Annotated in this window: 15 protein-coding genes; 9 read left to right on the forward strand and 6 right to left on the reverse strand. The window is 63.0% G+C overall.

Annotated elements, in window-relative coordinates; genetic code table 11:
- The first annotated feature begins 9 nt into the window (after positions 1 to 9).
- The 8 genes from FJ424_RS09020 (at position 10) to FJ424_RS09055 (ending at position 8,112) form a co-directional block, all read left to right on the forward strand.
- On the forward strand, positions 10 to 612 hold the full coding sequence (locus FJ424_RS09020; RefSeq protein ID WP_140642887.1) for an ATP-dependent Clp protease proteolytic subunit: 603 nt from the start codon (positions 10 to 12) through the stop codon (positions 610 to 612).
- Positions 613 to 688: 76 nt separating this feature from the next.
- Entirely contained in the window at positions 689 to 970 is a 282-nt protein-coding gene (locus tag FJ424_RS09025) for a hypothetical protein (protein WP_140653166.1), read from the forward strand.
- Positions 971 to 1,765: 795 nt separating this feature from the next.
- Positions 1,766 to 4,687, forward strand: coding sequence for an excinuclease ABC subunit UvrA (gene uvrA / locus FJ424_RS09030; RefSeq protein WP_140652999.1), 2,922 nt, complete (start codon positions 1,766 to 1,768; stop codon positions 4,685 to 4,687).
- Positions 4,687 to 5,097, forward strand: coding sequence for a DUF302 domain-containing protein (locus tag FJ424_RS09035; RefSeq protein ID WP_140652997.1), 411 nt, complete (start codon positions 4,687 to 4,689; stop codon positions 5,095 to 5,097). The genes uvrA and FJ424_RS09035 overlap by 1 nt, the downstream gene beginning before the upstream one ends.
- The gene (locus FJ424_RS09040) at positions 5,094 to 5,552 is read left to right on the forward strand and encodes a GNAT family N-acetyltransferase (RefSeq protein WP_140652995.1); all 459 of its coding nucleotides are present in this window, start codon (positions 5,094 to 5,096) and stop codon (positions 5,550 to 5,552) included. The genes FJ424_RS09035 and FJ424_RS09040 overlap by 4 nt, the downstream gene beginning before the upstream one ends.
- 26 nt (positions 5,553 to 5,578) lie before the next feature.
- Positions 5,579 to 6,382, forward strand: coding sequence for a DUF72 domain-containing protein (locus FJ424_RS09045; protein ID WP_140652994.1), 804 nt, complete (start codon positions 5,579 to 5,581; stop codon positions 6,380 to 6,382).
- 216 nt (positions 6,383 to 6,598) lie between these two features.
- Positions 6,599 to 6,856: a hypothetical protein gene (locus tag FJ424_RS09050; RefSeq protein WP_140642900.1), complete on the forward strand. Its 258-nt coding sequence runs from the start codon at positions 6,599 to 6,601 to the stop codon at positions 6,854 to 6,856.
- A gap of 104 nt (positions 6,857 to 6,960) precedes the next feature.
- On the forward strand, positions 6,961 to 8,112 hold the full coding sequence (locus FJ424_RS09055; RefSeq protein ID WP_140652992.1) for a GGDEF domain-containing protein: 1,152 nt from the start codon (positions 6,961 to 6,963) through the stop codon (positions 8,110 to 8,112).
- Positions 8,113 to 8,132: 20 nt separating this feature from the next.
- On the opposite strand, the gene FJ424_RS09060 is transcribed toward FJ424_RS09055, so the two are convergent.
- Positions 8,133 to 9,032, reverse strand: coding sequence for a LysR family transcriptional regulator (locus FJ424_RS09060; protein ID WP_140652990.1), 900 nt, complete (start codon positions 9,030 to 9,032; stop codon positions 8,133 to 8,135).
- Between the two features lie 112 nt (positions 9,033 to 9,144).
- On the opposite strand from FJ424_RS09060, the gene FJ424_RS09065 reads away from it, so the two are divergent.
- On the forward strand, positions 9,145 to 10,182 hold the full coding sequence (locus FJ424_RS09065) for a DUF1254 domain-containing protein (protein WP_140652988.1): 1,038 nt from the start codon (positions 9,145 to 9,147) through the stop codon (positions 10,180 to 10,182).
- Positions 10,183 to 10,226: 44 nt separating this feature from the next.
- Here FJ424_RS09065 and FJ424_RS09070 read toward each other — a convergent pair whose 3' ends face one another.
- The 5 genes from FJ424_RS09070 to urtB all read right to left on the reverse strand — a co-directional run bounded on the left by FJ424_RS09070 (position 10,227) and on the right by urtB (position 15,158).
- Positions 10,227 to 10,403, reverse strand: a complete 177-nt coding sequence (locus tag FJ424_RS09070) for a hypothetical protein (RefSeq protein ID WP_095765283.1) — start codon at positions 10,401 to 10,403, stop codon at positions 10,227 to 10,229.
- A 396-nt stretch (positions 10,404 to 10,799) separates the two neighbouring features.
- Positions 10,800 to 11,495, reverse strand: coding sequence for an urea ABC transporter ATP-binding subunit UrtE (gene urtE / locus FJ424_RS09075; protein WP_140652986.1), 696 nt, complete (start codon positions 11,493 to 11,495; stop codon positions 10,800 to 10,802).
- Between the two features lie 72 nt (positions 11,496 to 11,567).
- Entirely contained in the window at positions 11,568 to 12,314 is a 747-nt protein-coding gene (gene urtD / locus FJ424_RS09080; RefSeq protein ID WP_140642910.1) for an urea ABC transporter ATP-binding protein UrtD, read from the reverse strand.
- Between the two features lie 7 nt (positions 12,315 to 12,321).
- Positions 12,322 to 13,545: an urea ABC transporter permease subunit UrtC gene (urtC, locus tag FJ424_RS09085; RefSeq protein ID WP_140652985.1), complete on the reverse strand. Its 1,224-nt coding sequence runs from the start codon at positions 13,543 to 13,545 to the stop codon at positions 12,322 to 12,324.
- A complete protein-coding gene (urtB, locus tag FJ424_RS09090) occupies positions 13,542 to 15,158 on the reverse strand; it encodes an urea ABC transporter permease subunit UrtB (protein WP_140653164.1) in 1,617 nt (538 codons plus the stop codon). Before urtB ends, urtC begins: the two co-directional genes overlap by 4 nt.
- Positions 15,159 to 15,197: the final 39 nt, after the last annotated feature.

Genomic DNA, 15,197 nt, shown 5'->3' on the forward strand with positions numbered 1-15,197 from the left:
AGAAAAGCGATGAGCATTGCCAATCTGGTGCCGATGGTGATCGAGCAGTCGAGCCGCGGCGAACGCGCCTTCGACATATTTTCGCGGCTGCTGCGCGAGCGCATCGTCTTCATCAACGGGGAAATCAACGACAGCGTCTCGGCGCTGGTCTGCGCGCAGCTCCTGTCGCTGGAATCCGATCATCCCGACAAGGAGATCTCCATCTACATCAACTCGCCCGGCGGCATGGTGACCAGCGGCTTCGCCATCTACGACACCATGCAATACATCTCCTGCCCGGTGTCGACGGTGTGCATGGGTTTTGCCGCCTCGATGGGCTCCTTCCTTTTGATGGCCGGCAACCCGGGACGGCGCATCGCGCTGCCCAACACCCGCATCGTGCTGCATCAGCCGCTTGGCGGCTTCCAGGGCCAGGCTTCCGACATCCAGCGCCATGCCGAGGACATCGTGCGCACCAAGCAGCATATGACCGAGCTCTACGCCAAGCATTGCGGCCGGACCTATGAGGAGGTCGAGCGCACCCTCGACCGCGACTATTTCATGAGCGCCGCGGAAGCGAAGGACTGGGGTCTCGTCGACCACGTCTACGACACGCGCAAGAAAGCTGCCTGATATCGCGGGCCGGACGCGCGGCAAATTGATCGCCCTGCGTCTGGCTCCGCTCCAGCCGCGCCTCTATAGTTCGGGCATGCCCAAGCTGTTGCAAACCAGACATTTGTGCGTTGCCGCCGCCGCGCTTGCCGGCGCGCTGACGGCCGGTGCCGCGGTTGCCGACGACAGCTCATCGCAGAAGCTGCCCGGCGTCAGCGGCGACTACCGTATCGCCAAGCCGGCGCCGCAACCGGAACCCGACGACGCCCTGCCGGCCGGCAACGACGGCTCGTTCAGGATCGGCAACACCGATGTCAGGATCGGCGGCAGCATAACCATCGATATGGCCACGGGCGGCATGAAGCTGCCGAACCACTGAGCGTCCTGCCCCGGAAATTTGTCGGATTGGGTGGTGCCCTCAGCACAGTCGGCGCCTGTGGCGCAGGCCAAAGAACGCAAGAGCGCAAAAATGTAAGCCCCATCCCTGCTGCGCAGATGGATGGGGCTTCATGGATCTGAAATCCAACTTTAGCCGGGAGTGGACTGCCGGCGTTCTGTTTCGGATGCAACGCGGCGTTCAACCGACGATCCGACTATCGTCTCTAATTGTAGGGAATCGGCAAGTCACGGTTTGTCGGGCTGGCGTTTCAAGTCTGCCCTGGCACTTATGCCCGCCGCGGCTCCATCTCCGTGTGGAGCCTCAAAGGACTGTCCGGTGGCGTCATGCTCCGCTCCTGGGTCCGTTGCGACAATGTCGTTCGAAGCGCTAATCGCTATCGCCTGCGGCGTCTCGCAGGCCGCCAGTTGGGCGGCGAGGCCATCGAAAGACGGCCGGCTTCGTTGACGCTTTCGAGACTGCTCCCCCCAGTCCGACACGTCAACCGTTGAATAGCCGGTTACCGAAAAATGTGATCGCGGAGGTTACGTTCAGGTAAGTCTAGCGCCTTCGTGAACCGGTTCGGACGCGGCGCAGGCGCTCTCTGTTTCCACAGTTTTGTCAGGAGCGTGTTCGGCCTTTGTTCTTTCCGCTTGCCCGCTCGCGCGAAAGGCGGTTAAACGCTTGTTGTCGAGATGTGTGGCGTCACTCGACTTGGCGGCGAAACCACCTACATAAGGGATGGCCGGGGAAAACCCGCCAATCCACCACATTCCAGACTTGAGGCGGCGACCGGCGATGGCCGACCATAAATACCTTTCCATTCGCGGGGCGCGCGAACACAATCTCAAGAACGTCGATCTCGACCTGCCGCGCGACAGCCTGATCGTGATGACCGGACTGTCGGGCTCCGGCAAGTCGTCGCTCGCCTTCGACACCATCTATGCCGAGGGCCAGCGCCGCTATGTCGAAAGCCTTTCGGCCTATGCCCGCCAGTTCCTGGAGATGATGCAGAAGCCGGACGTCGACCAGATCGACGGCCTGTCGCCCGCCATCTCGATCGAGCAGAAGACCACCTCGAAGAATCCTCGCTCGACGGTCGGCACGGTCACCGAAATCTACGACTACATGCGCCTGCTGTTCGCGCGTGTCGGCATTCCCTATTCGCCGGCCACCGGCCTGCCGATCGAGAGCCAGACGGTCAGCCAGATGGTCGACCGGGTGCTCGCGCTCGACGAAGGCACGCGCCTGTTCCTGCTGGCGCCGATCGTGCGTGGCCGCAAGGGCGAGTACCGCAAGGAACTGCTTGAGCTGCAGAAGAAGGGCTTCCAGCGCGTCAAGGTGGACGGCGTCTTCTACGAGATCGCCGACGTGCCGGCGTTGGACAAGAAGTACAAGCACGACATCGACGTCGTCGTCGACCGCATCGTCGTGCGCGGCGATCTGGCAACCCGGCTTGCGGATTCGATGGAGACCGCGCTGAAGCTTGCCGAGGGCCTTGCCGTGGCCGAGTTCGCCGACCGGCCGCTCGACGCCAGCCTGACCGGCGAGGATTCCGTCAACAAGTCGAAGAACGAGACGCATGAGCGCATCCTGTTCTCGGAGAAGTTTGCCTGTCCGGTATCCGGCTTCACCATTCCGGAGATCGAGCCGAGGCTGTTCTCCTTCAACAACCCGTTCGGCGCCTGCCCGACCTGCGATGGCCTCGGCAGCCAGCGCGCCATCGATCCCAACCTCGTGGTGCCGGACGAGAACATTTCGCTGCGCGACGGCGCCATCAGCCCGTGGGCGAAGTCGACCTCGCCCTATTACGCGCAGACGCTGGAAGCGCTGGGCAAGGCTTATGGCTTCAAGCTCGGCGACAAGTTCAAGGACCTGAGCACGGAGGCGCAGGAAGCCGTGCTGCGCGGTACGGGCGAGCGCGAGATCACCTTCCAGTATGACGACGGGTTGCGCTCCTATAAGACGACCAAGACTTTCGAGGGCGTCATCCCCAATCTCGACCGGCGCTGGAAGGAAACGGAATCGGCCTGGATGCGCGAGGAGATCGAGCGCTTCATGTCGGCCACCCCCTGCCCGGCCTGCAACGGCTACCGGCTGAAGCCTGAAGCGCTGGCGGTGAAGATCGGCGGCAAACATATCGGCGAGGTCACGGAGCAGTCGATCCGCAAGGCCGATCAATGGTTCACCGATCTGCCGGCGCAGCTCAACGACAAGCAGAACGAGATCGCGGTCCGCGTGCTCAAGGAAATCCGCGAGCGGCTGCGTTTCCTCAATGATGTCGGCCTCGACTATCTGACGCTGTCGCGCAATTCCGGCACGCTGTCGGGCGGCGAGAGCCAGCGCATCCGGCTGGCCTCCCAGATCGGCTCCGGCCTGACAGGCGTGCTCTATGTGCTGGACGAGCCGTCGATCGGCCTGCACCAGCGCGACAATTCACGCTTGCTCGAAACGCTGAAGCATCTGCGCGATATCGGCAATACGGTGATCGTGGTCGAGCATGACGAGGACGCCATCCTGCATGCCGACTACGTCGTGGACATGGGCCCCGCCGCCGGCATCCATGGCGGCGAGATCATCGCTCAGGGAACGCCGCAGCAGGTGATGGCCAATCCCAATTCGATCACCGGCAAATATCTGTCGGGTGCGCTCGAAGTGGCGACGCCTGGCGTGCGGCGCGAGGCGAAGAAAAACCGGCGCATCAAGGTTGTCGGCGCGCGCGGCAACAATCTGAAGAATGTGACGGCGGAAATCCCGCTCGGCACCTTCACCGCGGTCACCGGCGTGTCGGGCGGCGGCAAGTCGACCTTCCTGATCGAGACCCTGTTCAAGGCGGCCTCGCGCCGCATCATGGGCTCGCGCGAGCATCCGGCCGAGCACGACCGCATCGAAGGGCTAGAATTCCTCGACAAGGTCATCGACATCGACCAGTCGCCGATCGGCCGCACGCCGCGTTCCAACCCAGCCACCTATACCGGCGCCTTCACGCCGATCCGCGACTGGTTCGCAGGCCTGCCCGAAGCCAAGGCGCGTGGCTACCAGCCGGGGCGCTTCTCCTTCAACGTCAAGGGCGGCCGCTGCGAGGCCTGCCAGGGCGACGGCGTCATCAAGATCGAGATGCACTTCCTGCCCGATGTCTACGTCACTTGCGACGTCTGCCACGGCAAGCGCTACAACCGCGAGACGCTCGACGTCCTGTTCAAGGGCAAGTCGATCGCCGACGTGCTCGACATGACGGTCGAGGAAGGCGTCGATTTCTTCTCGGCGGTGCCGGGCGTGCGCGACAAGCTGGAGACGCTGAAGCAGGTCGGCCTGGGCTACATCCATATCGGCCAGCAGGCGACGACGCTGTCGGGCGGCGAGGCGCAACGCATCAAGCTCGCCAAGGAATTGTCGCGCAAGGCGACCGGCAAGACGCTCTACATCCTGGACGAGCCGACCACCGGCCTGCACTTCCACGACGTCGCGAAGCTGCTCGAAGTGCTGCACGAGTTGGTCGACCAGGGCAACACGGTGGTGGTCATCGAGCACAATCTCGAGGTGATCAAGACCGCCGACTGGGTGCTCGACCTCGGCCCCGAGGGCGGCGACGGCGGCGGCGAGCTGGTGGCGTCGGGCACCCCGGAAGCGATCGTGCGCGAAAAGCGCAGCTACACCGGCCAGTTCCTGAAGGAGCTTCTGGAGCGGCGCCCCGGAGGCAAACGCGAAGCGGCAGAGTGATGGCAGGGAACGGCCTGATCTCCGTCGAAAGCCGCTTCGGCGTCACAGAGACGATCGATAGGCTCGTTGACGCCACCACGCGCGCCGGATTGCGCGTCTTCGCACGGATCGACCATGCCGCCGGCGCGCGTGAGATCGGTGCGCCGCTGCGCCCGACCGAATTGCTTATCTTCGGCCATCCGAAAGGCGGCACGCCGTTGATGCAGGACAAGCAAACAGCCGGCATCGACCTGCCGATCAAGGCACTGGCCTGGGAGGACGAGCAGGGCAAGGTCTGGCTGTCCTACAACGACGCGCAGTGGCTAGCGGAGCGCCATGGCCTTGGCAACGCCAGCCGCGACGCCGTTGCGACGATTGCGGCAAGCATGAAAAAGGTTGTCGCGGCCGCTGCCGGAGTGGACCAATCATGAGACTGGCCCGCCCCGACGATCTCGCCGCCGTCGTCGCGCTAACCGCCGAAGCCTATGCGCCTTACACGTCCATCTTCGGCGGACCGCCGGTTCCGGTCACCGAGGATTATGCGCCGCGCATCGAGCGCGGCGAAATCTGGCTGCTGGAAGAAGGCTCACAGCTCGCCGGATTGATCGTCATCGAGCGTCATCCCGACCACGCCATGATCTTCAGCGTCGCGGTTTCGCCGGCCTTCCAGGGCAGAAAGTTGGGCATTGCGTTGCTCAGCTTCGCCGACGAGCAGGCGCGGTCATGGGGCGTGCCGGAGGTGCGGCTCTACACCAATTCCCGCATGGAGCGGAATATCGCGCTCTATGCGGCCTATGGCTATCGCGAAACGGGTCGCCGGCCCAACCCATACCGATCAGGATGGATCCTGGTCGATATGGCTAAGCCGGTCGACCGAGCGGCCTGATCGCATTTCAACGGAGGAGGAAGACGATGAGCCAAGGAAAGATCCGCTCCGGCATGGGCGGCTGGACTTTTGAGCCCTGGGATACCTCCTTCTATCCGGAGAAGCTCGCCAAGGCCAAGCAGTTGCACTATGCCAGCCGCCAAGTGCCGAGCATCGAGGTCAACGGCACCTACTATTCCAGCTTCAAGGAACCGACTTTCGTCAAATGGGCCAACGACGCGCCGGACGGCTTCGTCTTCTCGCTCAAGGGCAACCGCTTCATCACCAACCGCCGCGTGCTTGGCGAGGCGGGAGAGTCGATGATGCGCTTCCTCGGCTCCGGCGTCGCCGCGCTCGGCGAGAAGCTCGGCCCGATTCTCTGGCAGTTCGCGCCGACCAAGAAATTCGACGCCGACGATTTCGAAGCTTTTCTCAAACTTCTGCCCGAGAAGCAGGACGGCGTGCCTCTGCGCCACGCGCTGGAGGTGCGCCACGACAGCTTCGTCGTGCCGGAGTTTCCAGCGCTCGCCCGAAAATACAACGCCGCGATCGTCTATGCCGACCACGCGAAATATCCGGCGATCGCCGATGTCACCGGCGACTTCGTCTATGCGCGGCTGCAGACCGGCAGCGACGACAACCCCGACTGCTACACGCCGAAAGGCCTGGACGAATGGGCGGGACGGGTGAAGACATGGGCACAAGGCAAGCAACCCGCCGACCTGCCGCGCGCCGATCCCGAGACCGATGCGCCGGTCAAGCCGCGCGACGTATTCGCCTACTTCATCACCGAGGGCAAGGTGCGCGCGCCATTCGGCGCCATGGCGCTGATGAAGCGGGTAACCGATTGAGGCGAGCCTTCACTGCGGCCATATCCTTTTGTTTGAGCATCGGATCCTGCCTGCCTGGTGTCGGCTGCGCCTTGCCTCCGGCAGCTTCGTCGGAACTTACGGGGCGTCTTGACCGTTTTGCCTTTCTCGCCGGGAGCAGGTTTCCATAGCGGTTGAGCGTCGCGGAACAATGGCCCGGGCTCCGGCATCGGGAGAGCCCGAAGAAAGCGAGGTGATATGGCTGTCATCCTCATCGGGGCATTGCTCATTGTCGCCGGCATTGTGTACATGGCGGGTGCGGTCCTCAGGCGCGGGAAACTTAGCGATCCAGCACCTGCAGCCTCCGATCGCCCGATGCCAAACCTCACAACGCCTGGCCCGACGCTTGAGCCACGCCGGCGCGGCCTCGGTTTCCTCGGCCTCTCACAGAACTGGCCGGGTCTGCTGATGATGGGGGTCGGCATCATCCTGCTATTGTTGGTGGCGGTCTTCTGAATTAATGGCATCTTCACCGCTATCGTAACGTAATCGATACTTCCTTGCCGCACTAATGCACGCACGACAGGTTGCAGAGACCCGGCGGCGGCAAGGGCGAGTGCATGCTTCTCGACTACAATTCATTGCTGCTGGCCGTCGGCTTCTCCGCAGCCTGCCTCAGCCTCACACTGTTCGGAACATGGCTGACCGCCCGTTCCGACAAATTCCTGCTGACTTGGGCGATCAGCGTGCTGGTAGTCGTGGCCGAGGTCTTTGCCTACGAGGCTTATATTAAGAGACCCGGAACGGCCCTTGGCGTGCTGACGCTGGCGCTGCTGCTGCTCTGCTTCTCCGTGATGCTTGGCGCTGCCCATCAATTCAGGACAAGACGCTCGCCCTTGCCGTTTATCGCGCTTGGCGTCGGCATTTCCTATGCTCTCGCCTTGCCGCCCATGGCGATCGGCTATGACGGGCTGGGCTTCATGCTGGAAAACGCCCTGGCCGCGCTGCTGCTGTTCGGCACCGCGTATCAATATTGGCGGAGTCGCGCGGAGGCCCCCGTCCACCTCATCGGCGTGGCGCTGCTCTATTCGTTGACGGCCGCATCCTTCGTGCTGTGCGCGGCCGTGCTGGCATGGGACGGCAAGCTCGTCCTCGGCCATGCGCCGAGCAATTGGGCGGAGGATCTGAGCCTTGTCATCGTCATCGCCTCCATGACCGGCATCGGCGCATTGTCGCTGGCGCTCAACCAGGGGCGGCTAGCCCGCCATCATCAGCGCGAGGCGCAGACCGATGCCTTGACCGGGCTGCTCAACCGCCGCGCGTTGTTCGACCTTCACGGCAAGACACCTGTCGGCGCTTTCACGGCTGTGGTGGTGTTTGACCTCGACGGCTTCAAGGCGGTCAACGACCAGTTCGGTCACGCTGCGGGAGACGAGGTGCTGAAGGTCTTTGCCGAAGTGCTCTCCGCCGATCTGCGCCCGAGCGACTCGGTTGCCCGCATGGGCGGCGAGGAATTCGCCATGGTGTTGAGGCGCACCTTGCCCGAGACAGCCGAGGCGACGGCCGAACGCGTCAGGGCCGCCTTCGCCGCGCGCACGGTGGAGACAGAGACCGGGCCATTGCGCTGCACGGTCAGCGCCGGCTTCGCCTTCGGCAGCACGGACGGCATGAGCTTCGACAAAGTGCTCAGGGCCGCCGACAAGGCGCTCTATGCCGCCAAGCGAGACGGCCGCAACCGCGTGCTCGCAGCAGCACTGCGCCGCGCGGGCTAGCTGTCGCTCGCAACCGTTACCTATTCGTCGGCATCGATCTCGCAGGCTTGCACGATCTTCGGGAGGTAGCTCTGGCAGAAGTCGAGATATGCCCTGACGATAGTCGATCGGTGGCGCTGTGGCGGATACAGCAGATTGATTGACCACTCGGGCAAGGGATATTGCTGTAGCAGCCTCACCAGGCGCTTCTCGCGAATGGGCGCAGCCGCCAGGAACGGCGGCAACTCTGTCACAACATCGCCGCCGAGCGCACGACTAAACAGGTGCTGATAGTCATTTGTGGACAGAATCGCGTTCGGTTCAATGACATGGTCGCCCAATTGCCAGCGGACAGGAGTATCGACGCGCGAGGCCCACACCGCGCACGGCAAGCGATGAAGCGCATCGGGATCGGCCGGCATACCGAAACGCTCGACCAACTTTGGGCTGGCGACGAGAATATTGCGGACGGACATCATCTGTCGCGCCACCATGCCCTCGTGAACGATCGCGCCGACCCGTAGGGAAATATCGATACCGTCCTCGATCAGGTCCAGCCGACGTTCGGTTGAGTAGACATAGATCTGTATGTCCGGATAGCGATGCTGGAAGGCGGTGAGCAAATCCCACCATGGCTGGACCGTCGGCGGAAAAGACAGCCGCAAACGTCCTCTCAACTGGGCCTGGTCGCTCACCACAGCCTGCTCTGCCTCCAGCAATGCCTCGACACCGCGAGCGGCGTGCTCGTACAGCCTCATGCCAGCGTCAGTCAGTCTGGTGCCGCGTGCCGAGCGGGCCAACAACTGCACGTTGAGCTGCCGCTCCAGTTCCCGGACACGGCGGCTCAGTGTTGGAAGGGGCATTCCGAGACGAGTCGCTGCCGCCGACAGGCTGCCCGCCTGGACGACCGCAACAAACATCCGCGTAGCGTTCAAATCCATGCGGCATGGCCTACCATATTTGATAGGATGACTGTCAAGGCTGACTGTTCACTTCCACATCTGGCCGGCGTAGCAAACCCGGGATCGTAAGATCTCCGACCCGGAGGGCACTATGAAGAAGGCCGGCATCAGGATTTTGATAGGCATGTCATTGTTGCTAGCGAGTTCCGTCACGTGGGCACAGGCAAGTCCTTCGACAGCCCAAGCCGTCACATTCGAAAACTACAACCGCGCGCAGACCGATGTTTATTTCGCCGGGGTGGTCAAGAGCGGCGGCTTCGGGAAATTCCGGCATGGCCGCGAGCTCGCCCCTCCCGTGCAGCAAGGCATCGTTCGCCCCAACCGCGACACGCTGTACTCGTTTGTGATTGTCGATCTCGACGCCGGGCCGGCGACCATTACGCTCCCGGACGCGGGCAGGCGCTTCATGGGGCTACAGGTCGTCAATGAAGATCAATACAGCCGGGCCACCTTCTACGATGCCGGCAGTTACACGCTAACCCGGGATACGATCGGCACTCGCTATGCGATTGCCGTCGTGCGTTTCCTTGTCAACTACACGAATAAGGCAGATATCGAACAGGTTCACGCGCTGCAGGATACGGTGCAATTCTCTCAGGAGGGGACAGGCACGTTTGACGTCCCCAACTGGGACGAGGCAAGCCTCAAGAAAGTGCAGGCGGCGCTCTTGCAGTTGGGAACGACAGTTTCCGACACGCGCCGCATGTTTGGCGCCACTGAAGATCAGGTCGACCCCGTCAAGCATCTGATCGGAAGCGCTATGCTTTGGGGCGGGGCTCCCGAGAAGGACTCTCTCTATCTTCCGACGACGCCTGCGCGGAATGACGGCGCCACGATCCACAAATTGACGGTTGGGGAAGTGCCTGTCGACGGCTTCTGGTCACTCACCGTCTACAACAAGGAAGGCTATCTCCAGCCCAACAAGGATAACGCCTATTCGGTGAACAGCCTCACTGCGAAAAAAGGGGCTGACGGTGCCGTCAGCATCCAGTTCGGCGGGTGCGACGGCCAGGTCCTGAATTGTCTGCCGATCACACCCGGTTGGAACTACACGGTGCGTCTCTTTCGACCGCGGGCAGAAATCATCGACGGCAGGTGGTTATTTCCGTTGGCGCGACCTGAGAGTTGAGGTTGGCACTCGTTTCATCTGCAGTCGAGATTGAACGCAAGCCGTCAATGGTGTGAGATCACTTCGTTGAAGGCGTCGAGATCGACGTAGAAAACCTTGGTGATCTCATCCAGGAGATGATCCTCGTCATAGCCTTGCGACATCAGGATGTTGATCGCGGTCATGATATCGACGCGCTCGGTGAGACGCCGCTTTTGGTAGTCCTCGACAAAACGTTCCATCGCCGTCCCCTGGCAAGATTCTTTTTGGACGCGTTGACCGACAATCACTGCGGGGAAAGCTAAGCAGGCTTGCTTGCGTGGAACTTGCGGACGGTGTCCGCGCGCCTTCCCCCTCATTCGCGACTGATACGGAAAGCGGCCGACTCACCAAGGCCAAGAAAAGATTAGCATGCGGTATTCGACGCACCAGAGCCGTCGAACACTTCGTCCTCCTTGGGCGTAGTAACGCGAAGCGAAGCGAAGACCTGAGGATCCATTCCGTTACTTCGAAGCGTCACTAACGGTGCAAAAACGTAGGACGGTAGGAGCGAGGTTGAACGGCTATTATTCTGCACCACCGCATCATCCGGCATCGGTGCGCGGCGTCGCTGCTTCGCTAAAGGATGACGACCGGCGCTACACTGTCAGGAACTTCCGCACATCCGCCCGGTCGAGGTCCTCGGCCGGACCGGTATGCACGATCTGGCCGCGATCCATGATGTTGACCTCGTCGGCAAGCTCCCGGCAGAAGTCGAGATATTGCTCGACCAGAAGCACCGCGATCCCCGCCTGGTCGCGGAGATACCGGATGGCGCGGCCGATATCCTTTATGATCGAAGGTTGGATGCCTTCGGTGGGCTCGTCGAGCACCAGGAGCCTGGGCCGCATCACCAGCGCCCGGCCTATGGCGAGTTGCTGCTGTTGCCCGCCGGAAAGGTCGCCGCCGCGGCGCGACAGCATCTGCTTCAAGACCGGGAACAGCTCGAAGACATGTGCCGGAACACTACGGTCTGCACGCCTGAGCGGCGCGAAACCCGATTCCAGGTTCTCGCGCACCGTCAGCAGCGGAAAAACCTCCCTGCCCTGCGGCACGAATGCGATGCCCGACCGGGCGCGATCATACGCCGCGCTCCGGTCGAGCGCCTTCCCCTCGAAGGCAACGCTTCCGCTCGTCAGCCGGTGATGGCCGACGATCGATCTCATCAAACTGGTCTTGCCAACGCCGTTGCGGCCGAGCACGCAGGTGATCTTGCCGGCACCGGCCTTCAGCGAAACGCCGCGCAGCGCCTGGGCGGCGCCGTAATGCAGCGTGGCATTGGAGACTTCGAGCATGGTTCAGCCCCTTGTCCAGCGCTTCAAAAAAGCGAAATCGAAACGATGGAATGGAATCCGCCAGATCATCCTTCACCGCCCTAGATAAACTTCGACGACGCGCTCGTCCGCCGAGACGAAATCGAGCGTGCCTTCCGACAGCACCGAGCCTTCGTGCAGGCAGGTGACCTTGACGCCGAGCTCGCGCACGAAATGCATGTCGTGCTCGACGACCACCACCGAATGGTCGCGGGCGATATCCTTGAGCAGGCGAGCGGTCTCCTCGGTCTCGGCATCGGTCATGCCGGCGACCGGTTCATCGACGAGGAGAAGCTTGGGGTCCTGCGCCAAGAGCATGCCGATCTCCAGCCATTGCTTCTGGCCGTGGCTCAGATTGGCGGCGAACTCGTCGCGCTTGTCGCCGAGACGGATGATGCCGAGTATGTCGTCGACGCGCCGTGTCTCGGCTGTCGAGCGGCGATGGAACAGCGCCGGGAAGATCGAGCGCGGCCCCTTCAGCGCCAGCATGAGATTGTCCTCGACGCTGTGGCTTTCGAAGACGGTCGGCTTCTGGAATTTACGGCCGATGCCCATCATGGCGATCTCGGCCTCGTCATGCCGGGTGAGATCGACCTGGCCGTCGAAGAACACTTCGCCCTCGTCGGGCCGTGTCTTGCCGGTGACGATGTCCATCATCGTCGTCTTGCCGGCGCCATTGGGCCCGATGATCGCTCGCATCTCGCCCTTGTCGAGCACCAGCGACAGATTGTTGATGGCTCGAAAACCGTCGAAGGAGACCGACACGCCGTCGAGATAAAGGATGGTGTTGGACTTGCTCATGGATCGCTCACTCCGCCGGCTGCGGCTCGGGGCCGGTGGCCGACCAGGCGCCCGGTGTCGTCGCCGCCGAGCGCACGATCTTCGGTTCGGGCGCCTGCGGATCGGCGCCGGCTTCCGCCGCAAGCGAAGCCGCGCGCAGCGCCTTCGCTCTGCCGCGCCAGCCGTCCCACATGCCGACGATGCCCTTGGGCAAAAGCAGCGTGACGGCGACGAACAGCCCGCCCAGGGCGAACAGCCAGAATTCCGGCATCACGCCGGTGAACCAGGATTTGCCGGCGTTGACCAACAGCGCGCCGATGATCGGGCCGACGATGGTGCCGCGCCCGCCGACGGCGGTCCAGATCACCACCTCGATCGAGTTGGACGGCTCGAACTCGCCGGGATTGATGATGCCGACCTGCGGCACGTAGAGCGCGCCGGCTATGCCGGCCATGATGGCCGAGACGGTGAAGGCGAAGAGCTTGACGTTCTCGGCCCGCCAGCCGAGGAAGCGGGTGCGGCTCTCGGCGTCACGCACGGCCATCAGCAGCTTGCCGTATTTGGAGCGAACGATCGTCGCCGTCACGAAGACGGCAAGCGCAAGCGTGACGGCGCTCGCCGCAAACAGCGCCGAGCGCGTCGCGTCGGCCTGCACGCTGAAGCCGAGTATGTCCTTGAAATCGGTCAGGCCGTTGTTGCCGCCGAAGCCCATGTCGTTCCGGAAGAAGGCGAGCAGCAGCGCATAGGTCATCGCCTGGGTGATGATCGACAGATAGACGCCGGTGACGCGGCTGCGGAAGGCGAACCAGCCGAAGACGAAGGCGAGCAGGCCCGGTACCGCAAGCACCATGAGCGCCGCAAACCAGAAATGGTCGAAGCCGTGCCAGAACCACGGCAGCTCCTTGTAGTTCAGGAACACCATGAAATCCGGCAGGATGGGGTTGCCATAGACGCCGCGCGAAGCGATCTGGCGCATCAGATACATGCCCATCGCATAGCCGCCGAGTGCGAAGAAGGCGCCGTGGCCGAGCGAAAGAATGCCGCAATAGCCCCAGACCAGGTCGAGCGCGAGCGCCAGCAGCGCGTAGCAGAGATACTTGCCGACCAACGCCACGATGTAGGGCGGGATGTAGAAGGCGCTTTGCGGCGAGACTGCCAGGTTGAGCAGCGGCACGACGATGGCTGCGGCGAGCAGCGCGAGGATCGTGACGGCGATGCGGCGGTCGGCCGAAAAGAAGCGCTTCACGATCATGCTTCCACCGCCCTGCCCTTCAGCGCGAACAGGCCGCGCGGACGTTTTTGGATGAACAGGATGATCAGCACCAGGACGACGATCTTGCCGAGCACCGCGCCGGCATAGGGCTCGAGGAACTTGTTGACGATGCCGAGCGAGAAGGCGCCGACCAGCGTGCCCCACAGATTGCCGACGCCGCCGAAGACCACGACCATGAAACTGTCGATGATGTAGCCGCGGCCGAGATTGGGCGAGACATTGTCGATCTGGCTGAGCGCCACGCCGGCAATGCCCGCGATGCCCGAGCCCAGCGCGAAGGTCAGCGCGTCGACCCATGGCGTCTTGATGCCCATCGAGGCGGCCATGCGCCGGTTGGCGGTGACGGCGCGCATCTGCAACCCCCAGGACGTGCGCTTCATGACATAGAGCAGCACGCCGAACACGGCGAGCGCGAACACCAGGATCCACAGCCGGTTCCAGGTGATCGCCAATTGGCCGACATCGAACGAACCCGACATCCAGGACGGATTGCCGACCTCCTGGTTGGTCGGGCCGAAGATGGTGCGCACCGCCTGCTGCAGGATCAGCGAGACGCCCCAGGTGGCCAAAAGCGTTTCCAGGGGCCGGCCGTAGAGGAAGCGGATGATGCCGCGCTCGATGGCGAGGCCGACCAGCGCGGCGACGAGAAAGGCGAGCGGCAGCGCGATGACCAGCGACCAGTCGAACAGGCCGGGGAACGAGGTGCGGATCACCTGCTGGACGACAAAAGTGGTGTAGGCGCCGAGCATCACCATCTCGCCATGCGCCATGTTGATGACGCCCATGACGCCGAAGGTGATGGCGAGCCCGATCGCGGCGAGCAGCAGCACCGACCCGAGCGAGATGCCGTACCAGATGTTCTGCCCGGCATCCCACAGCGCCAGCGTCGAATTGATCTTGCCGATCGCGGCAGTCGCCGCATCCTTGACCGCACTCTGCGCATTGGCCTCGACGGAGGTGAGCAGCGAGAGCGCGTCGCGGTCGCCGCGGGTCGCGATCACCGAGATCGCCGCGAGCTTGTCCGCCTCCGGCTTATCCGAGACCAGGATGGACGCGGCGTGCGCTTCATCGAACATCGTCTTGACGGCGGGATCGGTCTCGGCGGCAATCGCGGCATCGAGCGGCTCGATGTTCGCCGCGTCTGGCGTCTTGAACATCGTCATCGCCGCGGCAAGGCGCACGCTCGCGTCCTTGGCGCGCAAGGTCAACGTGCCCAAGGCATCGCGGATCGTGCGGCGGAGCCCGTTGTTGACCTTGATCTTGGTGAGATCGGCCTTGGCGGCGTCGGCCGTCTTTTCGCCGCTTAGGGGATCGAGCAATTCGATGCTGTCTCCCGCTTCCTTGCCGACAAAGACCTGTGAGTCGCCCTTGCGAATGTAGAGATTGCCGTCGGCCAGCGCCGAAAGGGGTCGCTCGACGGCCGGATCGCCGCTCGCGGCAAGCTCGTGCACGACGGCCTCGGTAGCCGAGAAGCCGGTTGCCGTCGCGAATTTGGCGATCGATGCGCGAAGATCGGCCTCGGCCGCCTTCGACGGCGTCAGTCCAGCCATCGTCAGCAGCAACATCAGACCAATTGCGCGCAGCAGCAGCATTGTCGTCTTCAAGCAGCTTTCCTGGTTTCGGTGATCTTG

The organism is Mesorhizobium sp. B3-1-8, from assembly GCF_006439495.1.
Taxonomy (GTDB): Bacteria; Pseudomonadota; Alphaproteobacteria; order Rhizobiales; family Rhizobiaceae; genus Mesorhizobium.